A 25,848-nucleotide genomic window follows, 5' to 3' on the forward strand; every position below is an offset into this window, starting at 1 on the left:
ATACTATTTTACAGTATCTTTCATCACTAATGGTTTCAACAAGCGAAGGCTGTTGAGAATAACAAGAATTGTACTTCCTTCATGACCAACAACTCCAAGTGGCAATGAAATATCGCCCATAAAGTTAGCAGACACAAGGAGTAGGATTACACTGAACGAGAAAACAATATTTTGAATTACAATTCGACGGAGTCGTTGAGACAAGGTATATGCGTAACGAATATTCTCGATATTATTGTGAACGAGAATGATGTCCGCTGCTTCAATCGCAATGTCTGTTCCGCCTCCCATGGCAATTCCAATGGTTGCATTCGCAAGTGCGGGTGCATCGTTAATGCCATCCCCTACCATCGCAACATCACCATATTCTTCAATTAAATTGTTAATAATATCTGCTTTTTGATTTGGAAGTGTTCGTGCAATCACGTGTTGGACACCTACTGCTTCGGCTATTTTGTTTGCCGTTTCTTGGTTATCACCGGTAATCATAACGGTTTGGATGTTTTGTTCGTTTAACCATGAAATTAAAGCGATCGCATCGGGACGTAACGTATCAATTAAGCCAATAATACCAACAATTGTTTCTTCCTCTTGAATGTAGACCAGTGTTTTCCCTTCTGCCATCCAAGCAGCTTCTAAGGCGATCATTGGTTCGCTAAGAGCTTGTGATGATTCATTCCGTCCAACTTTATACAGTTTGCCTTGATACAATCCACGCACACCAAAACCCGGAAGTTCTTCGATATCTTGAACAGCAACAGCACCAGTGTGCATTTCTTTAACTATAGCCTGTGCAAGTGGGTGAGTCGAATGGCGCTCTAATGCAACAACAATGCCGCGAAGTGTTTCATCGTTTAGATAGACATCAGTTACACGCATCTCGCCTTCCGTTAAGGTTCCTGTCTTATCAAAAGCAATTGCTTTTAAGTCCATAAGGTTTTCAAAATGAATACCACCTTTAACTAAAATACCATGTTTGGCACCGTTAGATATTGCTGCCAAAGTTGCTGGTGTTACGGAAGCAATTAATGCACACGGTGAAGCAACTACAAGTAAAATCATGCCTCGATAGAAGGCTGCTTCAAACGGTACATTCATCAACAATGTCGGAATCGCAATAAACAATGCAACAACAACTAAAACTCCTGCTGCATAATAGCTTTCAATTTTATCGATAAATCGTGCTGTTTTTGACGGATAATTTTGAGCATCATCAACCATTTTGACGATTTTCTGAAGCATCGTATTTCCGGGTTCTTCGTCTACTTCTATGGTAATTGGACTTGACACATTCAACGTTCCACCAAAGACACGATCTCCGATTGTTTTATTACGTGGAACTGATTCACCCGTAATTGCAGCTTCTTCAAGTGCAGTTTCACCACTAATGATTTTTCCATCAATTGGAACACCGGCACCACGAGCAACGATGACTTTGTCGCCGATGTTAAGTGTTTCAACTTGTACAGTACGTGTGCTTCCATCTTCAAGCAATTGTTGGGCTGTTTCTGGTTGCATCGCCATCAATGAGTTGATTTCGCGTTTACTTTGATCCAATGTCATTGCTTCAAGAGCACCCGATACCGCAAAGATAAAGATTAATACAGCACCTTCAGAGTAGTAACCGATTAAGCAGGCCCCTAATGCGGATAAAATCATCAACAGTTCAACGTTTAAATGTTTATTTTCTAGCGTATCTTGAATCCCTTCAAGCGTTTGTTTGTATCCCCCGATTACAATTGCCAATACAAAAAATACGGGACTATTGGTAACAAATCCTAATACAAGGAGTATTCCACATGTAATCGTATCCCAAAATTCTTTTATATAATTCATACATATACCTTCTCTCACAAATGATATTGATAATGATTATCACTATATGTAGATTGTATCATACGTTCTCCCGCTTTTGAAGTGCGAACCATTAATTATTCAACTTCACAAAGTATTTGCTTCATGGACGCCATCGTTTACGATTCACTATGTATGAACATTTGATTTTTGTATTAGTGAATTACAGGTTTGATTCTTGATTCAGCATTATGAACAAATAAAAATAGGAATCTGATGATTCCTATTTTTCAATGATAATATCACTTGCTGGTGAATTCTCTTTATGCAACCCAGAAATTTCGTCACACTCTGATGGTGATAGTTCAAAATCAAAGATATCAAAATTTTCTGCTTGTCGACGCTCATTCGCCGATTTTGGAAAAACAACAAATCCAGTTTGAATTTGCCAGCGCAACACAATTTGCGAGACTGATTTTCCATATTTTTGTGATAATGTAACGAGAATGGGTTCTTCTTCCAAAGCACCTCGTAGTAAGGGGCGCCATGCTTCCATAACAATTCCTTGATTATGATTATATGCATATGCTTCCGCTTGAATCATATATGGATGACGTTCCAACTGATTTACCATCGGCATCACAACCGCATCTTCCATTAAAACTTCGAGTTGGTGATTACTGAAATTAGAAACACCAATTGCTTTGACTTTACCTTGATCGTACAAGTATTCCATCGCACGCCATGTTGCTTTTGATAGCGCGTGGGGCCAATGAATCAGATATAAATCAAGATAATCAGTTTGTAGATTTTCGAGTGTATGTTCAAACGCTCGAAGTGTTGCATCATATCCTTGATCAGTTTCCCACACTTTAGAGGTCAAGAAGAACTCTGATCGTGGAATACCACTGTCTTTAACAGCCGTTCCGATGATTGTTTCATTGTCATAATATGATGCAGTATCGATATGGCGATAGCCTGTTTGAATTGCATGCTTAATGGCTACAAGACCTTCGTCACCTGTTAATTTATACGTTCCTAGACCAAGAACTGGAATAGCAACCCCATTGTTTAATGTTTGATAAAGCATGATAACTTATCTCCTTTTCAAATGATCGAACCACGTTTCCTTTTTTGTAAGTTTGCGGATATCGTCCATGTGATATCGTATCACGCGAGCGCCTTGAATCATCGTAAATTGCCCACGACCTATTTCAAAAATACCAACTTTATCAAGGGGAATGTTGATATGGACATCGGCTTGTTTTTGTACTAATTGGTCTGCTTCAATCCGCATAATATCCATGACCCGAGTTCCCAATCCAATCATCGAATCAAAGTCTTTAAAAGGCTCGTTCGAATGCATTGTTATCGCAATGGTTCGATCAACACCGTAGTCTTTAATCGGAACAAGGGGTAGATTCTGACGCACCCCACCATCGACCAGCATCATCTCTTCAAACGGTGTCGCAGCAATCACGAATGGGAACGAACACGATGCCCGTACGGCCGTCGAAAGTTTAATGGTGTCAATCACAATCGTTTCAGGATCGGAGTTTTGGTAAAGCTCTGGATGTGAAACAAACATAATCGTTCGCCCTGTAATAACATCAACGGCATTGATTGCTAGGGGGATTTTGGCATCTTGGATCATATGGAGTCCCAGTTTCTCTAAATAGACATCCAGCACATCCTCTAAGTCTTGACCATCGACAAGACCGCCTACTAATTTGTCTTTTGAGAAGGGCAGAAGCTTCATCGAAGGACGACTCATAATTTTCTTGTCTTGAATTTCTTTCTCCAATTCCAAAGCGATTTCCTTAACCGTTTCAATATCTGCACCACTGGCATACAATGCAGCGATAACAGAACCCATGGAAGTTCCCGATATCGCATCAATTTCAACACCTTCACGATGTAGAGCCGCTAGAATCGGCAACTGGGAGAATGCTCGGATTCCACCACCCGATAATGCAATTCCAATTTTTGTCATGTTTATCACCTCTGCTTTTAATTATACCGTATCTTCTATGATACAATTACAAAAAGGATGTGAAACTATGACACTGACACTTGAACTAGTATTACTTATTTTAATTGCGTTGGGAATCCTCTTACTTCTAATCCGCAGTTTTATTAAAACTGATAACACACACAATCAGCAGGAACTACTCAATCGTAATTTCAATAACCTAACTGACCGTTTGGATATAAAAATTAATGATTTGAATCAACGGAATTTAGAATTTGAACGGACCATTACGTCAAGTTTAATCCAATTTCATGACCGTACCACAACAACCATGGGTACACAATTCGATAAACTGCAAGAGTCTGTTGAGAAGCGACTAATGTTGATGGATCGTCGTATGTCTGAAAGTCTTGAAGAAGGATTTAAAAAGACAAATCAAACCTTTACCGATATTGTTGAGCGACTCAGCAAAATTGATGAAGCACAGAAAAAAATTGATGCGCTTTCGTTTGAAATTGTTTCATTACAAAATGTTTTGACCGATAAGAAAACACGTGGCGCTTTTGGTGAAGTGCAACTTGCCCACATTCTCGCTTCCATCTTTGGTGAGAAAAACGACAAAATTTACCAACTTCAGTATACATTCTCTACAGGTTCCCGATCTGATGCCGTCTTGTTTGCTCCGGAACCTTTGGGAACACTTGCTATTGATTCTAAGTTTCCGTTAGAAAACTACCGCCGGATGGTCGATGTGAACCTTAGCCCTGAGGCGCGAACACTCGCCACCAAGACCTTTGTGAGTGATGTGAAGGCGCATATTGATGCGATTGCCAACAAATATATTATCCCGAACGAAACATCCAACCAAGCTATAATGTTTGTTCCTGCAGAGGCTATCTTTGCAACCATCAATGCTTATCACGAAGATATTATTGACTATTCCCAAAAACGTCGTGTCTGGCTCGCGTCACCAACAACATTGATGAGCACCTTAACCACAATTCAAACAATTCTCATTAATCTTGAACGCGAGAAGTATGCAGCTGAAATTCATGACCACTTACGCAAACTATCCGTTGAATTTGACCGTTACCGGAGCCGTTGGAATAATTTATCGCGCCATATGGATACACTCCATACCGACTTCAAACAACTTGACATTACCACCGAAAAAATCACCAAACGTTTTGATGATATTTCCAATGTGGATGTTCAAAATACAGACGCAATTTCCAACGAATAGTAAAAAAAAAAAAAGCTTGCTTCAATAACGAGGCAAGCTTTTCTTATCCAAATATAGCAAATAATAAAACGACATACCCAACCATTACGATAGGGGCAACGATAAATTTGATTTTTGAACGTTTTAATAACGCTTCATCTTTTTCATCTTTCCCTTTGAGACGATCACCGTATGCGGATATCATAACAGCAATACATGCCATAAATATCAAATATCCCGCTGTCGACATATAATTATAAAACGTAACACGATCCATATTTAAACCCTCTTATCTACATTGCAATCAGCACAAGGAATGAAATACCATTCATCAATGCGTGAAGCAGAATACTATACACCATACTATCTGTTTTGGCATAAACCCATGCCATCACAAGTCCAGCCCAAATGTAACTCAGCGACATAATCCATTCAACTTTTACACCTTCAAGAAGCCCAGGGATAATGTGAAGAAGACCAAAAATGACGCCCGTCACAACATAAGCAAGAATTTTATGCTTGCCGTATATTTGTCGGAAATAGATACCGCGATACGTAATCTCTTCAACGATTGGTGCTTGTAGCACAACCATAAAGAATCCATAGATAGGTACCGAACGGATGATTGTTTCCACCATTTGTTGGTTTACGGTTGATTCTGTTACACCCATAGCTTGGGTTACCATTGCTGTTCCAATATTACCCAAATAAACAAGTCCTAAACCAATAAAGACATAACGGTATTTCTTATCACTATTTTTAAAGTTTTGCCACGATTCATAAATGACCACGCGCATCTTGTACACCAAATAGTAGATACTGATGAGGCCCATCACAATTTGCGAATATAAGCCAACAACTTCAGTACCACCAGCGGCCATGGATATCGTTACAAACATAATATTGAGTACAACCTCAAACAGAAACAGCTGTAAGATTGTGAGTGCGGCACGCCCCAAGCTAAAGTTTGATCCATCTTCAATATGTTCATAGACTGGAACTGTCAGTGGATCCTGAAAAAGGCGCATGTACAGCTCGTGTCCGCCGAAAACCAAAAATACCGAACCTGCAATAATTGTACCTAAGAATGCGCTCATGTCAGCATTGAATGGTAACAGTGCTGCTAGCATCGCTGCACCAACATAAAACCCAATCATGTAAATCCAGATACTTCTTGTTCTTTTTTTCATCATAAGCCCCCTATTGTTATTTTGAAAAAAGTGTTTGTAGTCAAACCTGAGTTAGCCTATAAACACTTGTTTAACGCACGATTACGGATACAACGTGTTGATTACGAAGATAGCGCCGTTCAATCCGATCACTTAACGTTGACAGTTGAATATACGGCATAATGCCTGTTGCTTCATGAATCAATTTTGCAGGTCGGTTAGGACCTAGTAATTGTATCGTATCACCAAAATTTACCGTTTCATCCACACGTATCATCGTCTGATCCATACACACTTTACCAATGATTGGATAATTACGATTGTTGATTGATACTGGAACAACTTGATTGCGAACATCAAAGCCATCTGCATACCCAATCGGCATTGTTGCGAAAGTTTCGTCCGCTGTTGCCGTGTAGGTATAATCATACCCAACAGTTTCACCTGCGTGGATGTGATCCAAATGAGTCACTGATGCATTGAGTGTAAGGATGGGTTCCAAATCTGGCATATCAACGCGATAACCATACAATGCGATTCCCAAACGTGATCCATTAATCCACGCTTTATCTGCAATCAGCGCGGTTGGCGCATTTCCTACATGAATCCATTTCATCGTTTTCTCTAAAGATGTCACGATCGCTTCAAATGCATTCAGTTGGCGTTGTCCTATTTCAAGATTTTCAGGACTTTGGAAATGCATATATATTCCTTCAACCTCATGGTTTGAAACAATATCTCGAATGACTGCAGCATCTTTAATGCCATAACGGTTCATCCCTGTGTTCACTTCGATATGCAAACGAAGTTGCATATTTAATGCTTGAATTGATGCATACCATGCTTCTGATGGCACAGTATACACAAATTGCGGGTGATGATATTTCTGAATCACCGACGCAGAAACATAGCTGAAGATAAGGATATCTTGCGTAATTCCAGCTGTTTGAAGACGCAGTGCTTCATCAAAGGATGATACGCATAAAAAAGGTGTTCCCAACGCTTCCAGTTCGCGTGCAATTGTAATATCACCGTGACCATATGCATTGGCTTTCACTACCCCAAATACTTCTGTATTTGTATAAGCTTGGATCCGTTTATAGTTACGTTCCAATTTATCCAAATCTATTTCTGCCCATGTTTCTCTAAATCCCATTAAACAACCCTCGAATATATATAAGATACATACAGTGCTAACGCACGGTATAAAAACCATAAAACTGATGAAATACTTTCTTTTAACATTGAGCTAAATGTCAAACGAATGGATTCCATATTAATAAGTCCCACAATCCCAAACTCTGAAATAATATCAGAAAGGATGATTGCAAGTAATGTTGATAATACCGCTACAATTGCGAATTTTAATTGAATGCCTCGCCCTACGCGATTGATTAGCATTGCGATAAGTAAGCCAACACCTGTAAGAACGATTGCATGGTTAAAGACATATTGTCTGAAGTAACCACTAATCACCCCTAAAAGCACTGCCGAAATCACACCAGCAATGATGGACATCGTAAAACGATGTTTTACAGATGCTGCTTGATTGTTGAATAGTACCATAAGCGCCTCTTTCCTTGTGTTTTCATTGTATATTTTACACTATTTTTACTGCAGTGACATCATTTCACGATTAACTTGTCATATGCGATGCGTTTACTGCCATTTAATAGGGTAATTTCCCCACGTTCGATATATCCGTTACGCTCTAAGAAGCGACGCATTTTTTTATTTTGAACATGCGTATCGATGCGATAGTAAGGAATTCCAATTTCTGTTTCGATTGCTTGAAGAAATTGGCTTCCAAGACCTCCACGTTGATGTATTGAAGAAACGACAAAGCGATGGATGACGGCATACGGTTCGTCATAGCCCCAAGCACCATCAATATTCGCATATGTTGCCTCACCCATTGTGGATATCATGCCACTGGCCAGTACGATCTTGTCCTCGACATAAACAAATGAAGTTTTTGCATCTATATCATGTGTCAGTGTTTCTATATTAGGATACCCATCTTGCCACTGATCAATTCCATCTTCTCTCAACATCGTTGCGGCATTGCGATACATTTCTACGATAGCATCTCGATCAGAATAAGTTGCTTTTCGAATTTGATATGTCATTTTTAACCTCGCGTAAAGACATTCGTCACTTTGATTGTTATAATAAGGACATGAACAATATTAAGAGAATTTCCTATGTCATTGTAGGATCATGTTTATTTGCAATGTCCGTTAACTTATTTTTGATTCCTGCCTCCATTTATAATGGTGGGATAACAGGTATAGCCCAGTTGCTTCGTGATGGGATCATGAATACATTCAATATTCATCCATCATTCGATATCTTTGGCCTCATCAATTTAGGTCTTAACATTCCAATTTTTATCTTTGCTTGGAGTCGTTTATCCCCTAAATTCGTTCAATTAAGTTTACTCAGTATTATAACACAAACTGTAGCGCTGACGTTAATACCCATACCAAAATCGCCATTAGTGGAGGATGTCTTTATTGCGATTGTATTAGCAGGAATTATAGGATCATTTGGTGCATCACTTGCCTTTCGTGCAAAAGCATCAAGTGGAGGATTGGATGTTATCGGATTCTACTATTCCCAGAAGAAAAAGGGAAGTCTTGGTAAAATCTACTTAATTATTAATAGTATTATTTACTTAATCTGTCTTGTCGTTTACGATGTTCAGACTGCAATTTATTCGTTGGTGTATTCCTTTGTATTTTCGTGGGGACTTGATCGTTTCCATGAACATAACTTGGAAGCCAGTGTCATGGTCTTTACGAAGAATAAAGATATCAAAGCACATGTTATCTCTGAAATTCACCGAGGCGTTACTCACTGGGAAGGTTTTGGAGCCTATACAGGAACAAGCATGGATGTCTTTGTTACGATTGTTGCACAATCCGAGTTGAGCGATGTTAAACGCTTAATTCGTCACCATGATCCGAGTGCCTTTGTTATTGTAACCAAAAACCTTAAGGTTGATGGTGGATTCGAAAAACGTCTTATTTAGAAATGGAGCGTATTATGAAAAATATTCCAGAATATAATGGTAATTTAAGAAAACACATTCTCCGTGTTCCTGACATTATTGATACAGCAAGCGGCATTCGTGTCTTTGGCCGTGTTATTAAGTCGCTCGTTTTCACAACGGATATCGCCATTATTCGTAATTGCAATGCTGATGCTGTCATGGCTGTCTACCCATTCACACCGCAACCTATTATTACGGATGCAATTGTTGCTTCGTCTGACAAACCCGTCTTTTCTGGCGTTGGTGGTGGTACCACACGTGGTCCTCGGGTAATTGGACTCGCTATGGATGCGGAACGTCAAGGAGCACACGGTGTCGTCGTGAATGCGCCAACTTCGAATACAATTATTCGTTTGGCAAAACAAAGTCTCGAAATTCCAATCATTATCACAATTACCGATATTGATACGGATATCTCAGCCCGCATTAACGCAGGTGCAGCAATCTTAAACGTATCTGCTGCCTCAAAGACTCCAGAAATTGTGCGTCACATTCGTGAGTCTTATCCGGATGTTCCGATTATCGCAACTGGTGGTCCAACCGAAGAATCTATTCAAGAAACAATTGATGCTGGTGCCAATGCAATTACTTATACACCGCCTTCAACTGCAAGTCTCTTTAAAGGTATTATGCAATCGTATCGTTAGTGTACCTCCTGTGCACTTTAAACCCGTATAATTGATTATTATGCTATGATGATATTAGAAATTAGGAGAGATTGATATGAAACTAACAATTACAAACGAGGCCGCAAAATGGTATATCGAAGAAATGGGATTAGTTCCTGGTGATAGCATCAAATTCTTCGGTAAAGTATACGGTCCACATGGTGGATTTTCATTCGCGATAGCTAAAGAGGAGCCTACCAACCCACTTATGCTTATCACGGAAGAAGGCATAAATTTCTACGTCGAGCAATTTGATGAGTGGTTCTTCAATGATAAAGAAGTCAACATCAAAATGCGTGCAGATGGTTACGAACCAGAATATGAAGTTATTGTAAAATAAGGGCTCACGCCCTTTTTTATTTATACCTATTTGGTACAATATTGGTATAAGGAGTTTTACTATGACACAACAGACTTTACAAGAAATCATAATTAACCGTGACCAACGTTTTAATATCCCGTCACTCTTTCTTCAACAAGCCAAACGCTTTCGTGAGATGATGTTGCTCTACGAATGTGCCGTTGACGAAATCACAACCAAATTAAATATTTTAGATAAAGAATTAGGATTTGTATCACAACGCAATCCCATCTCGGCCATCAAATCACGCGTCAAGCGTCCACAAAGTATTGTAGATAAACTTATCCGTGACGAAAAACCCGTGAATGTCGATTCTGTTCGCGAAAACCTCAACGACGTTGCGGGGGTTCGTGTCATTTGTTCCTACATTGATGATATTTTTGCACTTGCCGAAATGATTAAGAAACAAGACGACATTCGAATCATTGAAGTCAAAGACTACATTACACACCCCAAAGATAATGGATACCGTAGTTTGCACATGATCGTTGAAGTTCCGGTCTTCCTTTCATCAGGTAAAGAATATGTGCGTGTCGAAATTCAAATCCGCACGATTGCGATGGATTTTTGGGCGAGCCTCGAACACGAAATTCGCTACAAAAAATCACACAAGCACTTAGAAAGTGTTGCTGAAGCATTAATGGACTGTGCCAATACCATTGCCGAAACGGATCAGAAAATGCTTGATATTCGTTCGCTCATTGACGATGGCGATGAAAAACACGAAGAATAACAATCACTAAACCAGAAAGATAACTCACTTTCTGGTTTTTTTCTGTTATTTTTACTGTCTCGATTGTTTTTTTAGGGTTTATGAATTGTAAGCGCATTGCAATATTATGTAGAATAGAGAAAAGGAAGTGATTTATGAAACGCCATACCCTAAATTTCTTATTATTCTCAAGTATTTTACCGATTGTACTTGCGTTTTTGATAGCTTCGCCTACGGAGCTTTTTAATGGTATTATCGCAATTATTCAGGCACAAGACATTCTTATCACAGATTACATAGCAATTGGAGGGTTGGGAGCCAGTTTGCTTAATGTAGGGTTGATATCACTACTTGCTGTTTGGATGATTCAATACTCGGGAGCAGAAATTAATGGTACCGCGATTGCTTCAGTCTACCTAATGGGAAGTTTTGCCTTTTTTGGAAAAAACATCTTCAATGTCTTACCGATTTTGCTTGGTACCTATCTTTATTCTAAAATAACAAAAGAGCGCTATTGTGACATTGTCCACATTTCGCTACTGGCTACGAGTTTTGCGCCAATTGTTACGGAATTGCTATTCTATATTCATGCACCGTTATCGATTCGCTTATCACTGAGTATGGTTGTCGGTATCTCTGCTGGTTTTATTATTAAACCAGTCTCACGACATCTGTTTAAAGTTCATGAAGGGTTTAACCTTTATAATACAGGATTTTCAGTTGGTATCTTAGCGACGCTCTATGTTTCAATTATGAAGTCATATGGCTATGAACCGGTGAAACGTTTAATACTTGATACAGGCAACACCTTCCCGTATGCTCTGTCCCTTTCCGTTTTATTACTAGCAATGTTTATGTACGGGTTTTATCTTGATGGTTTCTCATTTAAAAACTATCGTCAACTTTTGAAGGAACCTGGTTATCTGGATCATGACTATCTCAAAATGTACGGTCTTTCCACAGTTCTAATCAATATGGCTATTAATGGCTTTATTGTAATGGGATATGTCCTCTTTGTGGCTCGTGCTGGATTAAACGGTCCTTACATTGGCGCCATTCTCACCGTTGTCGGATTTTCGGGTCTGGGAAAACATGCTCGGAATATCTTACCTATTCTTGTGGGTGTTGTATTGGGAAGTTTAACCCAAAACTGGACTTTAGATACACCAACGATTGTCTTTGCCGCATTATTCGGAACTGCCCTTGCACCGATTGCTGGTCACTTTGGTTGGGGTTGGGGTATTCTTGCAAGTTATATCAATTCCTCAGTCGCCTTGAACTCTGGACAGATGCATGCCGGTATGAATCTCTATAACACTGGATTCTCTGTTGGTATCGTTGCTGCCGTTTTGGTTCCAATCATGCACCGCTTCGCACCAGTACCACCAGATTTGGATAAACAACTTGAATACGATTTAGACGCATAGACATGATAAATGTCGTGCGTTTTCTTTTGATAATTGGTATCATACTCGTATGTGAGGTGATGAAATGTTTGGTTCTGTTTATTTAAAAAACTTCCGTTGTTTCGATGAAACTACTGTTTCTTTGAAAAATAAACGCGGATCGTTCAAACAACAAGTCAGTGTATTCGGAGAAAATTCAAGTGGCAAGACATCGTTTCTTTTAGCTTTTGGATTTCTAAGACGGCTCACCGATGGATATCGTGTCAATGATATTTACCGTACCCGCACTCACTTCCGCTATACACCGAAAGTAGATCCATTCGATTTAAAACGTGAAGTTGCAAAGCACTATCGAAAACTAGCATGTGATGACATGGTCTTGGCTTTCGAAGTCTCCATTAAAAACCAAATATTTGTTTATACAGTACAATTTGACAACAGTCATAATCTCATTCAAGAGTCACTCATGAAACGTGTTAACAATAAAGAAAACATTATCTATAAAGCCGACAGCACCGGGATTGTCTTTGGTCGCAGTATGGTCTTAGTCCGCGATATTGATACTATCAATGCTTTCCACCAGAAAGCCTTTGGTGAGTATACAATGTTATCGATTCTTAATTATATATGTTATGAACACAAAGACATTGTCTTTAAATCAACACTTTCTGACTTCATTGAATACATTGCGCATATGCGCGTTGTAATTCCAAATCATTATATGCAACTAGACTTCCATAACTTTATCTGGAATTCCAATATTTCAGTTTTCGGTGGCCGCGCGGATATTGAGTTGAAACAGTTTATTTTAAGTTCTTTACCCGTATTAAATAATACGATTAAAAGTATTTTTCCATTGGTTGATTCTGTGGATTATACATTCGTTGAAATTGAACCTAACTTATGGCAATACGATCTCGTTGTTTCTAAACGAACCGATTTAGGCATCGTAAGTGTTCCTGCGAATGAACTTCCATCAGGATTGACACATGTTTTATCGATGTCGATTAGCTTTGTTGAACTGATGTTGGGAAATACCGTCATTTATGACCAATTTGACCACTATCTCCATCAAATACCAATGCTAAACATTATCGAAAATATTGTTTCTAAATTTTCTGGACAAAGTATTCTAACCCTTGATTCTTTGGATACTATGAATCATTTAGAGCCCCCTTCAGTCTATGTAACCAATATCAAAGACTATACGTTTACGGTTACCGGAATTGAAGAGATTTCACCAACCCAACCGAACCATAACGTACGCAGTCGTTACGAATCGGGAGTGTATGGGCACCCATTAAAAACAGAACCGAATACGTTGTACGTACTGATGGACGACTATGCTAAAGTGGTCCGATGGACACGTAACAAAAACAATTACTAATCATTGGGAACGTTTTATTTACCGTTGAGAACATCAACAATCGACATTTCCGAAAGTGGTGTAAACTTAAGCTAGCATCGCAAGATGACGTTTTACCCCACCATTTATATGACTTAGTACAGAACGTCTTCGACATCTGACATGTATTAAGCTAAAAGATCCGCCCCCGGATCTTTTTCTGCGTTACCCCATTTAATATGTTTATTTCCTTACATTATGTATGAATTATACATTTTCGACTGTGGAAACGAGACACTTCACTACTTTTGTATTCATCAATTTGATATAATGATTCTCATGTCTAAAGGAGAAAATATAAATGAAGAAGAATAGATTTCTGGCGCTAGCCTTAGCGCTACTTGTCGCATTCTCTCAAGTATCTGTACTTGCCGAGGATAAAACAACCCACGAAATCGCCCCCACCGTTCTTTCTGAAACTAGTCATGATGCAAACAAAAACAATACATCAAATATAGATTTAGATCCTGCTGTGGGCACACCCCAACCACAGAAGGTTGAGATTTCTACAGAAGTCGACGCAATGCAAAACGTAACTACACTATCGACTGAATCCGTGAAACCTCAGCAAGCCGCACCACGTACCCAGCGCGGGCCTAAAGATTGGTCAAATGCAATCTTACCAGGAACTGCACCAATGCTGACGTTATTACATACTAAGAAAGACAATGTCATCGATAATAATGGTGATATCACATATCGAGACAGTCAAGAAATCACTGATTTCGATCAGCCTCTAAACATTGAAAATGGCGATGTCCTTAGTTTCAAAATTAATTGGAAAATTGATGAAACAATCGCAAACTCTGACGACCCCGTATTACCACAAGATTATCTCGAATTTGATTTACCCAAACATTTTGCAAGTACTGCAAATCTGTTTATAACTGAATATGGTACTTATAAGGTTGAAGATGGTAAAGTACGCTTTACCTTTAACGAAGCACTCAATTCAGGATCAACATCGAGTGGTTTGCCAGAAGGAAAACTCAACTTAAATTTACGAGCAGATCTTAATAATGTTGATTTGAATGTTCCATTCGATATCACAATTCCTTATACTGATGAAAAAGTCTTAACCTTAAATCCTCGTTTGGATGTTAAAGACGATGTTACCAAAAAAGTACTTTCAGCTGAAGCAAATGGCCAAACAATCACATGGGAAATTGATATAAACCGTAGTAGTACATCAATAACCAATGCCAAGCTTCTTGAAACACTCCCCGAGCATAGTTCATTAGTATCTGTAACAAAAACCGAATTAAAACCAATCTTAAAGAATGGTAATTTATCATTAGAACCCGTTTCTAATACAACAACACCCCTTGATGTAGCGTCTCAAACAGGCAGCAATGTCGAGATTAGCTTAGGCGATATCGATAAACCCTATCGAATTCATGTTACTACCAAAACAGATGACTCATCGATTGACCAAAGCAAAGAATTTGAAACACTCATTAACCATGCCAAACTTACTGGCGAAGGAATCAAACCTGGATCAAAAACTGAAGATTCAGCATCATTCACTTATACACTTCCTGAGAAAGTAACCAAAGAGCATATAGCAGGTGTAGAAAATTCTGGTAAGGATTCATGGGCAGTTGCGATAAATCCTCATAAAGTCTCTTTAAAAACTGGCACAGTCTTCAAAGATACACTTTCAGGCATTGCAAGTACCTATGATTCATCCAGCTTCAAATTTAAAGTTGGATCAAAAACTTATACTCTTGCTGATTTAAAACAAGATAGCACAAACCCTAATAAATATACGTTCGAAGGCTCAGATGCTACATCACGTTTCAGTTTTGAATTGAACAATAGCAGTAAGAACCCCCACTTCGAGCTAACCTACCTTAGCAATTCATCAGAACGTGTAGATATTACTTACGATACAATTGTGACGCTTCCCGAAAAAGGAAACAGTGACAATGTAACAACCCAACCTGATGGCAATGTCACCAACCGAATTATTGGTAAAACAGGTGATACAGTCATTGGTAGTGGTGGCGGTACCGGAGCTGGATACCACGGTCGAATTATTTCAAAATCAAGACCAGTGATTGATTATGCAACAGAGACAATGACATGGACCGTCGAAATTAACAATAAAGAATATCTTCACGATAAGATTTTTGTGAGTGATATGCTTCAAGGAACCCATAACATCTTCTCGATCGATACGGATTCTTTAAAACTGGATGGCGTCGCAGTTTCAACAACAACGCACAGTTCTCTTACATTCACCAAAATAGGTGACAATGTAACAGGATTCTCGTTCGAAATTAACCCACCTAAACCAACCAAACAACGTTATGTACTCACCTATACAACGAAGTTTGATGCTCGTCAATTTGAAACAAGTGAAGCAATTGGTATTGCCAATAACGCCGCAGTAGAATTATCAAATGGCAGTACAACATTAATTGATACAACACGCGTCTCAGAATCAATCAGAACGACAGTTTCACACAACGGTGAGAAACGTGGTCATTTTGATTTCAACGATCCGAAGAAGATTATCAAATGGGAAAACTATCTCAACTTCAACAATCGTCCGGTTAAAGATGCGATTGTATTCACAGATGTTCTTCAAGACAATCAAGTTTATCATCGTGAATCACTCAAATTCTTCCGTTATACGGTTGACGCGAATGGTCGCACTGTTTTAGGCGATGATATCAGCAATGATCTTTCGATTACCCCCACTGTTGATATCGCTAAAACAATTAATGATGACCAAACAGAATCACAAACAACAACACTAACTATTCGAATCGATGGCGATAACCTAAAGGCATTAGGTTCCGACCAACGTATCGCAATTATATTTGAAACCGATATTAAAGATGTAGAAGCACCCCAAGAAGTCATCAATACCGCTCAGGTAACATATGATGACTACAAAACCGACATTACTGCGAAAGTTAAGGTTTCCGATGGACAGCATGTTGTGAAGTCCAGCCCAGGAGCGATTGATATCGATGCGTCTGGAAATGTTAAAATTCCATGGCAAATTGACATCAACCAACGACGTTCAAAGTTACAAGAAACTATCCAAGTTCAGGATTTATTGAATGACACACACCTTTATCTTCCTGAAACCTTGAAGGTTTATAAAGTCGTTTACGACAGCACGGGGCAAGAAATTCCAGAGAAAGCTGAATTGCTTGAACCCAACCAATACTCTGTAACCTATCTAAACTACGCCAACGATGGTAAGACAGTTTTAGATGGGCCTATTAACGAACCCCACAGACAAGGATTTAAACTCAAAACACCCGTAACCAAAGGCAATGAATACGCATCATTCAAAGTCACATACCAAACAGAATCAATCGTTTCTGAAGGTCGTGTTGAATGGACAAATAATGTATCGATGGCAGGAATTATCACGGACAGTGGAACAAAAACTGTAACGGACTCCAGTCAAAACTCCTATACATATGGAAGCGGTAGTTCTGGTGTTGTGAATCTCGAACTCGAAATTCTCAAAATATCAGAAAGCAATATTACCGACAAGTATGGTAAACCCCTCAATGGTGGCGACCCACTTGAAAATATTCAATTTAAATTGATCACACCAAACGGACGTACAATCCGTGAAGCAACAACCGATAGAGATGGAAAACTTGCATTTAAGGGACTTTATCCAGGAAAATATCGTATTGAGGAAGTTGCTCCATATCCGGGATATGTTTCAATTGCTCCGCGTGACATCGTACTCTCAGCAAATACTGAAGCAGATCGTAAAAAGCACGAAACAGTTGTTAATTACCCACTATCGATCGAAGTTCTAAAAGCATCCGTAGATGGCACAGCACTTGCGGGCGCTACATTCGAACTCTATACCCACTCTGAAAGTGACGGCTATACGTTATTCCGTTCTGCACAAACATCGGATGCACAAGGCCGTATCGTCTTTACAAACGATATTAATCCTGCCTCAGGAGTTACAGCAGATCGCAGCAACTTGCTTGAAGATGGCGTCACTTATTATCTTAAAGAAACACAAGCTCCTGATGGATTTATCCACAATGATGCATACATCCCAGTAACAGTCAGCGTCAACAATAACGGTCTTACCACCGTAAATGTCGTTAACCACAAAGCAAAACTTAGCTTTGCGAAAACTGATGCTCTTGGCAACACACTAAGTGGTGCAACATTCGGATTATTTACAGATGCTAGCGCAACACAACAAGTTTACGAAGCAACATCAAATACACAAGGACTTGTATCCTTCGAAAATGTCGCTGTTGGCAACTATTATTTAAAAGAAACACAAGCAGCACCTGGCTATGTTCTTGATAACACAATTACACCAGTTGTTGTTGACCTTCACTCACCGCTTCAAGTTGAACTTGATTCACGAATCAACTACCAAGGATCCGTTACATTAACAAAACACAATGCGAACAGTGATGTCCTCGAAGGTGCTGTCTATAAACTCTACGATGCATCTAACAACCAAATTGGAGATACGTACACAACGGATATCAATGGCTTGATTTCTGTTACAGATTTAGCTCCAGGTTCTTATTCATTTGTAGAAGTAGTTGCACCAAATGGTTATCTCTTAAATACCATTCCTGTTACCTTCACAATCGCAGCAAGTGCTTCCGGTGAACCAACCCCTGTCGTTACAAACCATATCAACTACAAAGGTTCAGTTTCACTCATAAAAGAAGCACCAACAGGTCAAACGCTTGAAGGTGCGGTGTATAAACTGTACGATGCAGCAATGACCCAAATTGGAGATACGTATACAACGGATGTCAATGGCTTGATTTCTGTTGAAAACTTAGCTCCTGGATCATATTCATTTGTTGAAATTGCAGCTCCAAATGGCTACCTCGTCAACACAACACCAGCGGTCTTCACAATTATGGCTCAGGCTGAAGGCAACTTAACAAATACGGTTGTAAAACATGTGAACTATCAAGGATCCGTTTCATTCACAAAAGAAAACGTGAATGGCGATGTCCTTGAAGGCGCTGTTTATAAACTTTATGATTCCAGCAACAACCAAATTGGAGATACATACACAACGGATATCAATGGCTTGATTTTTGTTGAAAACTTAGCTCCAGGTGCTTACTCATTCGTTGAAGTCACAGCACCACTTGGTTACCTCATTAATACTGTACCAGCAACCTTTACCATTGCTTCTGAGGCGATTGATACACCAATCGCTATCACAGCTCACCATATCAATTACAAAGGCTCTGTTACACTTACTAAAGGAAACAAAGACGGAAACGTCTTAGCAGGTGCTGTTTACAAACTCTACGATGCCGATAACAACCAAATTGGAGATACCTACACAACCGATATCAATGGCTTGATCTCTGTTGATAATTTAGCTCCTGGTACCTATTCATTTGTAGAAATAACTGCGCCACAAGGTTATCTACTTAATACTGTTCCGGCAACCTTTACGATTGCTTCTGAAGCTGTAGAAAATCAAACAGCAACAGCAGTAACTCATATTAACTATAAAGGAACTGTTTCCTTAATTAAGGAGAGCCCAAATGGCACTGTTCTTGAAGGTGCAGTCTATAAGCTCTACGATGCTCAAAATCAACAAATTGGGGATACGTACACAACGGATGTTAATGGTATTATTTCGGTTGCTGATTTAGCACCGGGTTCTTACTCATTTATTGAAGTTCAAGCACCACACGGGTACCTTATTAATACAACACCTGTTTCATTCACAGTTGTGGATGAAGCTGTAGATAACTTAACAAATACCATTGCACGACATGTTAACTACCAAGGTTCCGTTTCACTAACAAAACAAGATGCAAATGGAGATCTTCTCGAAGGTGCAAGCTATCAACTCTACGATGAGACAATGAATCAAATCGGGGACACGTATACAACAGATATCAATGGCTTGATCTCTGTCGAAAACTTAGCTCCTGGTACCTATTCATTCGTGGAAATTTCAGCACCTCAAGGGTATGTCATTAATACAACACCAATTACTTTCGTGATTGATGCTGAAGCAATGGGCGCACCAACACGTGTTGAAACATCTCATATCAACTACAAAGGATCCGTTTCATTTGTGAAACAAGATGCAAGTGGCCATGTACTTGAAGGCGCAACGTATAAACTCTACGATGCTACAATGAAACAAATTGGTGATACCTATGTTACGGATGAATCAGGCTTAATTACTGTATCTGACCTTGCACCTGGAACCTATCAATTTGTGGAAGTTGCAGCACCTAACGGGTACATTATCAATACCGTTCCTGCTGAATTTACAATTCAAGCTGAATCAAAAGGTGAACCAGCCTCTGTTGTTATACACCATATCAACTACAAAGGATCTGTTTCTCTTATCAAAGAAGACGCTCATGGCAACCGTCTTCAAGATGCTGTTTACAAACTCTACGATGCAGATAAGCAACAAATTGGCGATACATATACGACTGATACACAAGGTACGATCGTAGTTTCTGATCTTGCCCCTGGAACTTACACCTTCGTTGAAGTAACAGCACCTAACGGCTTTATGATCAACACGCTTCCAGCAACATTCACGATCAAATCTGAATTAGCAGGTGAACCATCTCTTGTCGTTGCACACCATATCAATTATCAAGGATCATTGACAGTCACAAAAGTTGATCCTAAAGGAAATATTATTGGCGAAGCTACCTTTGAACTATTGGATGCATCTTTAAATCCTGTCGCAACATTAACTACGGTTAATGGTATTGCACATTTTGAAGATTTAGCTCCAGGAACATACAGCTTACGCGAGACAGTCGCACCGCAAGGCTATGTCCTTTCGAAGGAAATCATTACCATCGAAATCCCAGAAACTTATGCGGGCGCATTCGAATCAATTGCTGTCGAATTTGAAAATGATGAAGAACCAATTGTTCTTGGCGAAAGCAAAGAACCTAAGAAACCATCTGAAACACTCCCACAAACTGGTGTTTCTAATTCAGTTCTCTTATCTGGTACTGCACTAACCTTAATGGGGCTCTGTGCTTTAATCATTGCGAAACGACGCAAACATACCAAAAATTAATCATTTTGAGACTTACACCCTAGTGGTGTAAGTTTTTTTTAATCACTTGATGATATTGGTTATCACTTCACTTTCATTCTCGAACAAATAAGTGCATAATAGATATAGGAATGAAGGGTTGTAGCGTTTAACGACATTCCAAACCTTGGTAAACCAAGAACCTTTCAATGAAGCGAAAATAAAAAGCAAGATATCTTGCTTTTTATTTGTATTCGGAACACAATGAAATAAAGGAGTGATATCATGAAAATAGGATTTATTGGAATTGGAAACATGGCACAGGCAATCATTCACGGAATGCCGAACAAGGAAGATATCATTATTAGTGCACGAACGCATGATGATACGCTGTTTAAAGCAAATAAACTGAACGTTACCCCCGCTGCCAATCATCATATGCTGGTTATCGAGTCAGATATTATTGTGATGTCGGTCAAACCTGAAATGTTTAGTACTATTTTTGATGAAATAGGCCCTTACTTGCGGGGAAAAACAATTGTGTCTATCGCAGCAAAACTTACCATCGAGATGATACAGGAACAAGTCGGCGACATTCCCGTGATTCGCGCAATGCCCAATTTAAATGTAGCCATTCAACAGGGCATCACGGCCATCACGGCATCAGACAATGTCGAAAATCAGGTTGCAACATATGTTCGCGAAATGTTTGATAATTTGGGTTCAACGGTCCTCATCCATGAATCACAAATGAGTGGTTTTATCGGACTTGCAGGAAGTTCTCCGGCATTTGTATTTAAGTTTATTGATGCAATGGTTAGTGAAGCAATGCAAGAAGGGTTTGCTTACGACGATGCATTAAGCATTGCCAGCCACGCTGTATCCGGAAGTGCAAACTACTTACGTATTAGTGGTGTCGATGCCCAAATTTTAACGGAACGTGTTTGTTCCCCTGGCGGCACAACGATTGAAGGTGTCCGTTCGCTCGACGCCAATCATTTTGAAGATACTGTCCGTAAAGCGGTACGCGCAACCATTAACAAAGATAAACAATAAACAAAAACTCCTATGATGGGAGTTTTTTTGTTGAATCCGGTGCACTTTGCAAGTCATCGTTTATCTCTAAATGCTAGAATGAAGATAAAGGAGGATACTTATGGAAAAGATTTCAATCACAACTCGGGTTAATCAACCTATTGACCTTGTTTGGGAGGTTTGGAATGACCCACAACACATTATGAAGTGGAACCAAGCATCTGAAGACTGGCATACTGTCCATGCCTCGAACAATCTTACCGTTGGTGGACAATTATTGTCACGAATGGAAGCCAAAGACGGTAGCATGGGATTTGATTTTGGTGGCACATATACCGCGGTAGAACCGCTCTCACGTATTGACTACGTGTTAGATGATGGGCGTGAGGTATCGGTTATATTTTCAGAAAACTATGACTCCACTACCGTAACACAAACATTTGATCCAGAGGCAACAAACCCCGTCGCCTTTCAACAAGCCGGATGGCAAGCGATTCTTGATAGCTTTGCCCACTATACTGAAAAACTTTAAGGTTTTTCAGTATGATATGCATACTTAATTGTGTGCTTTATTATCTCATGATATAATAGCCCTACGGGGTCGTCATGGTTTCGACAGGATTTCGTTTGATCTCAATTGCAGTGGTGTGGCTACCTAAAGGCCAAAAAACTTATAACTGGAAACAACAGTTTACAATTCGCTGCTTAATTAGCGTTTAACGCTGCAGCCAGATACTATGCGTTTTAGCCTTTGGGCAAATAGTATCTAACAACCTACAAAGGATAAGGTGTTGCATTGCTCGGTGTACCACACGAAAATCTAAGAGCGCATCAAGGTTAATGGTTTGTCTTATGTCCTTGCCTTGATTATTAACACGAGACTAAACTGTAGACGTTGAGATGTGGGACACTTTCTGGACGCGAGTTCGACTCTCGCCGACTCCACCAATAGCTTATTAAGTGGGTTTTATGGACATAACCACCTACAAAACCCCTACAAATTCAATTTTGGTTATTAAAGACACGATTATCGTGTCTTTTCTTATCTTACAATCTCTACAAAGAACAATCCCTCAGAGAAGTAAATCTTCTTCTGTTTACCATCAATCGTTGCCAAGTACAGTTCAGATACAAATCCAGTTTCACTCTTAACGAAAGCCCTAGATTCAAACTCCGTTATTTCAAAACGTTTGTCACCCCAGTACATAGCAAGTAGGTGAATCTTACCTTTTGAATTGTATATTAATTCAACATCTATATTTACACGTTTGTAATAGCCGTTCATAACTTCACCTTCATTGTAGTTCGACATAAAAATAAAATAGCCATTCATATAGTAGGCTATTTTCTAGGTGAAATCAATTACAAATTCTGTTTATTCATATAGTACAACCTCATTCCGCACACACTTAGTGTGTAGTATTCAATCTATTATGCAAATTCATGGATTGGATCCAATCCAACAATATAAAATGTTGAGATATGTGTAAAACCGAATACTACTGCCTTCCCTTTACCATTAGCCTTAAGGTGCAAATGGTCTAATTCATCCTCAACATACTTCCCAACATCTTCTGGTAAGGAATCGACAATACTTTTTACAAAACTATTGGATTTTGAAATTTTTGATCCGTTCTTATGTGATGCATATCTTTTTTTAGCAACCTCTATATTTTCAAGAGAAGAAAAATCAAATAGAAACTTTTGAAAGTCATCATAAAAGTCATTAGTTGCTTTCTTATTATTTTTAAAAGTTTGGAACGCATGCTTGAAGCACTTACTAGATTGGTTTAGAAATCTAATATCAACAGACGGCTTTAAGTTAAGTGCGGATTCATCAACATAAACGTCACTTTTATTTAGTGATTTTGGAATTGATTTTGAGACTGGTGTAGATTTTGGAAATTGAACTTTTATCGTTCCTTTTGATTTTGCCATTTCAATTTACTGTTCAAAAAAATTGATATAATAATTTTTCATATCTTCTCTTTTAATTTTGTTTCTACTTCTTTCAAAATCTGTTTTACCAAGTCTAGAATTTATCCAAGGGACTTCGGAATGTGTCAACGCTTCTAACTCATTGGCAGTGTAATTACCGTATGTATTCCAAACCAACTCCATTATTTCTATTTGGTCTTTTCCCCATACTTGCTCCATTTCTGCCATTATTGAGTCTTCTGATTCTTTGTTAATCATTATATCTCGCCATCCAAAATCCTTACAAATGTGCCATATATTCATATTTACAGGACCATGAACCCATCCCTCAAATTCAAACCCAGGAATGAAATCAACATCATTTAAAGTAACACTCCACGCTTGTAGGTAGTATGCCATTTTTTGAATTTTTTTGTGACTCATTTGCTCTTTCGAAAGCAGCCAATGAACTACATTTATCTCTCTAGCATTTTTATATTCCAGCGGATCAGAAGTTATCAACGATACCATAATGTTTCCTCCTATGTGTATTATACCATATAAGAAGGGACATAATAAAAAGTGATTCACATCACCAAACTCCAATTTATGCCCATAATTTCCTCTTGTTGGTATTATTACACATTTTGTGTTCTTTATGCAAGAGCGTATATCTATACGAATAAAAAAAGCCACCCTCAATCAAGAGAGTGGCTTTAGTTTACTTCAATACTATTTTTAATAGTGCGGCTACAACAGCACCAACTACAGCAAGAACTAACCAACGTTGATTATCTTCAAGTTTTGTAGTTCTTCGTTCAATATCTTTAAACCTGCCATTCACACTGTCATCAATCTTACTTTCTAAGTTAACAACACGTTTATCTACTTTATGAATGGCATCCAACAGACTTAGTTCTTTTTCGTCCATTAAATCACCTACACAAAATTTCCAAAAGGATTTCCTTTTTGAATTGGGACATAGCGCTTAGCGCCATCTTTAGTATAAAAGAGCCATGTGTGATTATCTGCAAAGGTCATACCTTCAAATAGTACAGTTTCTCCTGCTTTATATGTTGTAAGGCGAGTACCTGTTGTCCAGTTTGGCTCGCTCAGGACATGAGCATCCTGAGCGAATGTAAAGTTTCCATCTTTACCATTGCTTGTATCAAATAAAATCATTGGCGATTTCTCCTTTTGAATTATGTTACTTTGATAATCGAATGTATCAAAGTCGTGCCATGTATTATCATATTTATATAAATTCGTTGATTTTCCATCTTGAATTCCAATATGAAGATGATCTCCGTAACCAACTCCGTTTACCGAGCCTGTATTACCTACTGTAGCGATTTTTTGTTGCGCTTTGACATGTTGACCTTTAGATACGATAAAGCTATCTAAATGAGCGTACAGCGTGGTTTTATCAATAGCTGGATGATATATCATAACAATATTTCCGAAGACATCATCCCAACCACAATAGATGACTTCTCCATAATCATAAGATGCTACTGTTTCTCCTTTATTCGCACCGTAATCAACTCCACTATGTGGCCTATAAGGATAGCTTTCATCGCTATTCCAAAACCCACCAGTTATATTACGTCGTTTCCAGTGCCAGTCAGGAACTTCAGGATAAGGGTTATCCGGTAAAACATAACCTGCATTACCACTTGTTCTTAATGTTCCGTTATCGCTCCATGACATTATTTGTCCTCCCGGTACTCATAAGTGCCGCTTTCCGTTTTAATTACTTTATTTTCATCAATAGTTGTTGGTTGTTTAAAGATTAATAGAAATAGTGAAAAGATATCCTTCACGTATACGGCAACTGCACCCGTGATTATCACAGTAACGGCTTGTACGAGTGTTAAACTCGTTCCATTAACAATGACACTCAAATCATTACTTAGAGCTGCCATGACGGACAGAACTGCGATTGCCGTGTAAATTAGTAATCCTTTGTATAATCCACGTTTCAGATAGTTCCAGTTCAATTTATTAGATTGTTGTGCATGTCCTGCACCGAGTAAATTCTTCGCTATGATTGCTAGCGGTAATAATACTAAAGCGACCCATAATGGATCGCTTTTAATGAATAATATGATTTCGTTCATAGT

The 25,848-nt window shown here is 38.9% G+C and carries 24 protein-coding genes and 1 other RNA gene; 11 read left to right on the forward strand and 14 right to left on the reverse strand.

Annotated features, from left to right (window positions below):
- Positions 1–3 precede the first annotated feature (3 nt).
- The 3 genes from GVV19_RS09890 to GVV19_RS09900 all read right to left on the reverse strand — a co-directional run bounded on the left by GVV19_RS09890 (position 4) and on the right by GVV19_RS09900 (position 3,787).
- The gene (locus GVV19_RS09890; protein ID WP_159647321.1) at positions 4–1,836 is read right to left on the reverse strand and encodes a heavy metal translocating P-type ATPase; all 1,833 of its coding nucleotides are present in this window, start codon (positions 1,834–1,836) and stop codon (positions 4–6) included.
- A gap of 241 nt (positions 1,837–2,077) precedes the next feature.
- Positions 2,078–2,884, reverse strand: a complete 807-nt coding sequence (locus GVV19_RS09895) for an aldo/keto reductase (RefSeq protein ID WP_159639795.1) — start codon at positions 2,882–2,884, stop codon at positions 2,078–2,080.
- Positions 2,885–2,890: 6 nt separating this feature from the next.
- Positions 2,891–3,787, reverse strand: coding sequence for a patatin-like phospholipase family protein (locus GVV19_RS09900; protein ID WP_159647323.1), 897 nt, complete (start codon positions 3,785–3,787; stop codon positions 2,891–2,893).
- 67 nt (positions 3,788–3,854) lie between these two features.
- Between GVV19_RS09900 and GVV19_RS09905 the strand changes: the two genes are divergently transcribed.
- Positions 3,855–5,009 carry a DNA recombination protein RmuC gene (locus GVV19_RS09905; protein WP_201288211.1) on the forward strand — a complete coding sequence of 385 codons (1,155 nt, stop codon included), beginning with the start codon at positions 3,855–3,857 and terminating at the stop codon, positions 5,007–5,009.
- A gap of 43 nt (positions 5,010–5,052) precedes the next feature.
- On the opposite strand, the gene GVV19_RS09910 is transcribed toward GVV19_RS09905, so the two are convergent.
- From GVV19_RS09910 to GVV19_RS09930, 5 genes are all read right to left on the reverse strand, one after another.
- Positions 5,053–5,265 carry a hypothetical protein gene (locus tag GVV19_RS09910; RefSeq protein WP_159634622.1) on the reverse strand — a complete coding sequence of 71 codons (213 nt, stop codon included), beginning with the start codon at positions 5,263–5,265 and terminating at the stop codon, positions 5,053–5,055.
- Positions 5,266–5,281: 16 nt separating this feature from the next.
- Positions 5,282–6,178 carry a CPBP family intramembrane glutamic endopeptidase gene (locus GVV19_RS09915; RefSeq protein ID WP_159647325.1) on the reverse strand — a complete coding sequence of 299 codons (897 nt, stop codon included), beginning with the start codon at positions 6,176–6,178 and terminating at the stop codon, positions 5,282–5,284.
- A gap of 70 nt (positions 6,179–6,248) precedes the next feature.
- Positions 6,249–7,313: an alanine racemase gene (gene alr / locus GVV19_RS09920; RefSeq protein ID WP_159647327.1), complete on the reverse strand. Its 1,065-nt coding sequence runs from the start codon at positions 7,311–7,313 to the stop codon at positions 6,249–6,251.
- Complete coding sequence (locus tag GVV19_RS09925; RefSeq protein ID WP_159639803.1) at positions 7,313–7,723, reverse strand: hypothetical protein; 411 nt, start codon at positions 7,721–7,723, stop codon at positions 7,313–7,315. The genes alr and GVV19_RS09925 overlap by 1 nt, the downstream gene beginning before the upstream one ends.
- 59 nt (positions 7,724–7,782) lie before the next feature.
- A complete protein-coding gene (locus GVV19_RS09930) occupies positions 7,783–8,286 on the reverse strand; it encodes a GNAT family N-acetyltransferase (RefSeq protein ID WP_159647329.1) in 504 nt (167 codons plus the stop codon).
- 50 nt (positions 8,287–8,336) lie between these two features.
- Here GVV19_RS09930 and GVV19_RS09935 point away from each other — a divergent pair, with 50 nt between their 5' ends.
- From GVV19_RS09935 to ssrA, 10 genes are all read left to right on the forward strand, one after another.
- Positions 8,337–9,191, forward strand: coding sequence for a YitT family protein (locus GVV19_RS09935; RefSeq protein ID WP_159634634.1), 855 nt, complete (start codon positions 8,337–8,339; stop codon positions 9,189–9,191).
- A gap of 14 nt (positions 9,192–9,205) precedes the next feature.
- Positions 9,206–9,859, forward strand: coding sequence for a hydrolase (locus GVV19_RS09940; protein WP_159639807.1), 654 nt, complete (start codon positions 9,206–9,208; stop codon positions 9,857–9,859).
- A 76-nt stretch (positions 9,860–9,935) separates the two neighbouring features.
- Complete coding sequence (locus GVV19_RS09945; RefSeq protein ID WP_159647331.1) at positions 9,936–10,220, forward strand: HesB/YadR/YfhF family protein; 285 nt, start codon at positions 9,936–9,938, stop codon at positions 10,218–10,220.
- A 61-nt stretch (positions 10,221–10,281) separates the two neighbouring features.
- A complete protein-coding gene (locus GVV19_RS09950) occupies positions 10,282–10,974 on the forward strand; it encodes a GTP pyrophosphokinase (RefSeq protein ID WP_159639809.1) in 693 nt (230 codons plus the stop codon).
- Positions 10,975–11,108: 134 nt separating this feature from the next.
- The gene (locus GVV19_RS09955) at positions 11,109–12,380 is read left to right on the forward strand and encodes a DUF1576 domain-containing protein (RefSeq protein WP_159634642.1); all 1,272 of its coding nucleotides are present in this window, start codon (positions 11,109–11,111) and stop codon (positions 12,378–12,380) included.
- A gap of 64 nt (positions 12,381–12,444) precedes the next feature.
- Positions 12,445–13,746: an ATP-binding protein gene (locus GVV19_RS09960; protein ID WP_159634644.1), complete on the forward strand. Its 1,302-nt coding sequence runs from the start codon at positions 12,445–12,447 to the stop codon at positions 13,744–13,746.
- Between the two features lie 319 nt (positions 13,747–14,065).
- The gene (locus tag GVV19_RS09965; RefSeq protein WP_159647333.1) at positions 14,066–20,815 is read left to right on the forward strand and encodes a SpaA isopeptide-forming pilin-related protein; all 6,750 of its coding nucleotides are present in this window, start codon (positions 14,066–14,068) and stop codon (positions 20,813–20,815) included.
- A gap of 243 nt (positions 20,816–21,058) precedes the next feature.
- Complete coding sequence (proC, locus tag GVV19_RS09970; protein ID WP_159639815.1) at positions 21,059–21,829, forward strand: pyrroline-5-carboxylate reductase; 771 nt, start codon at positions 21,059–21,061, stop codon at positions 21,827–21,829.
- A gap of 100 nt (positions 21,830–21,929) precedes the next feature.
- Complete coding sequence (locus GVV19_RS09975; protein ID WP_159647335.1) at positions 21,930–22,340, forward strand: SRPBCC family protein; 411 nt, start codon at positions 21,930–21,932, stop codon at positions 22,338–22,340.
- A gap of 65 nt (positions 22,341–22,405) precedes the next feature.
- Positions 22,406–22,756, forward strand: a transfer-messenger RNA (tmRNA) gene (ssrA, locus tag GVV19_RS09980).
- A 94-nt stretch (positions 22,757–22,850) separates the two neighbouring features.
- On the opposite strand, the gene GVV19_RS09985 is transcribed toward ssrA, so the two are convergent.
- The 6 genes from GVV19_RS09985 to GVV19_RS10010 all read right to left on the reverse strand — a co-directional run bounded on the left by GVV19_RS09985 (position 22,851) and on the right by GVV19_RS10010 (position 25,845).
- A complete protein-coding gene (locus tag GVV19_RS09985) occupies positions 22,851–23,093 on the reverse strand; it encodes a hypothetical protein (protein ID WP_159647337.1) in 243 nt (80 codons plus the stop codon).
- A gap of 146 nt (positions 23,094–23,239) precedes the next feature.
- Entirely contained in the window at positions 23,240–23,746 is a 507-nt protein-coding gene (locus tag GVV19_RS09990) for a hypothetical protein (protein ID WP_159647339.1), read from the reverse strand.
- Between the two features lie 6 nt (positions 23,747–23,752).
- Complete coding sequence (locus GVV19_RS09995; RefSeq protein WP_159647341.1) at positions 23,753–24,256, reverse strand: Panacea domain-containing protein; 504 nt, start codon at positions 24,254–24,256, stop codon at positions 23,753–23,755.
- A gap of 190 nt (positions 24,257–24,446) precedes the next feature.
- Positions 24,447–24,656: a hypothetical protein gene (locus GVV19_RS10000; protein WP_159638334.1), complete on the reverse strand. Its 210-nt coding sequence runs from the start codon at positions 24,654–24,656 to the stop codon at positions 24,447–24,449.
- An 8-nt stretch (positions 24,657–24,664) separates the two neighbouring features.
- Positions 24,665–25,435: a M23 family metallopeptidase gene (locus GVV19_RS10005; protein WP_159647343.1), complete on the reverse strand. Its 771-nt coding sequence runs from the start codon at positions 25,433–25,435 to the stop codon at positions 24,665–24,667.
- Positions 25,435–25,845, reverse strand: a complete 411-nt coding sequence (locus GVV19_RS10010) for a hypothetical protein (RefSeq protein ID WP_159647345.1) — start codon at positions 25,843–25,845, stop codon at positions 25,435–25,437. The genes GVV19_RS10005 and GVV19_RS10010 overlap by 1 nt, the downstream gene beginning before the upstream one ends.
- Between the last annotated feature and the right edge of the window lie 3 nt (positions 25,846–25,848).

Source organism: Erysipelothrix anatis (genome assembly GCF_009828745.1).
GTDB lineage: Bacteria > Bacillota_I > Bacilli_A > Erysipelotrichales > Erysipelotrichaceae > Erysipelothrix > Erysipelothrix anatis.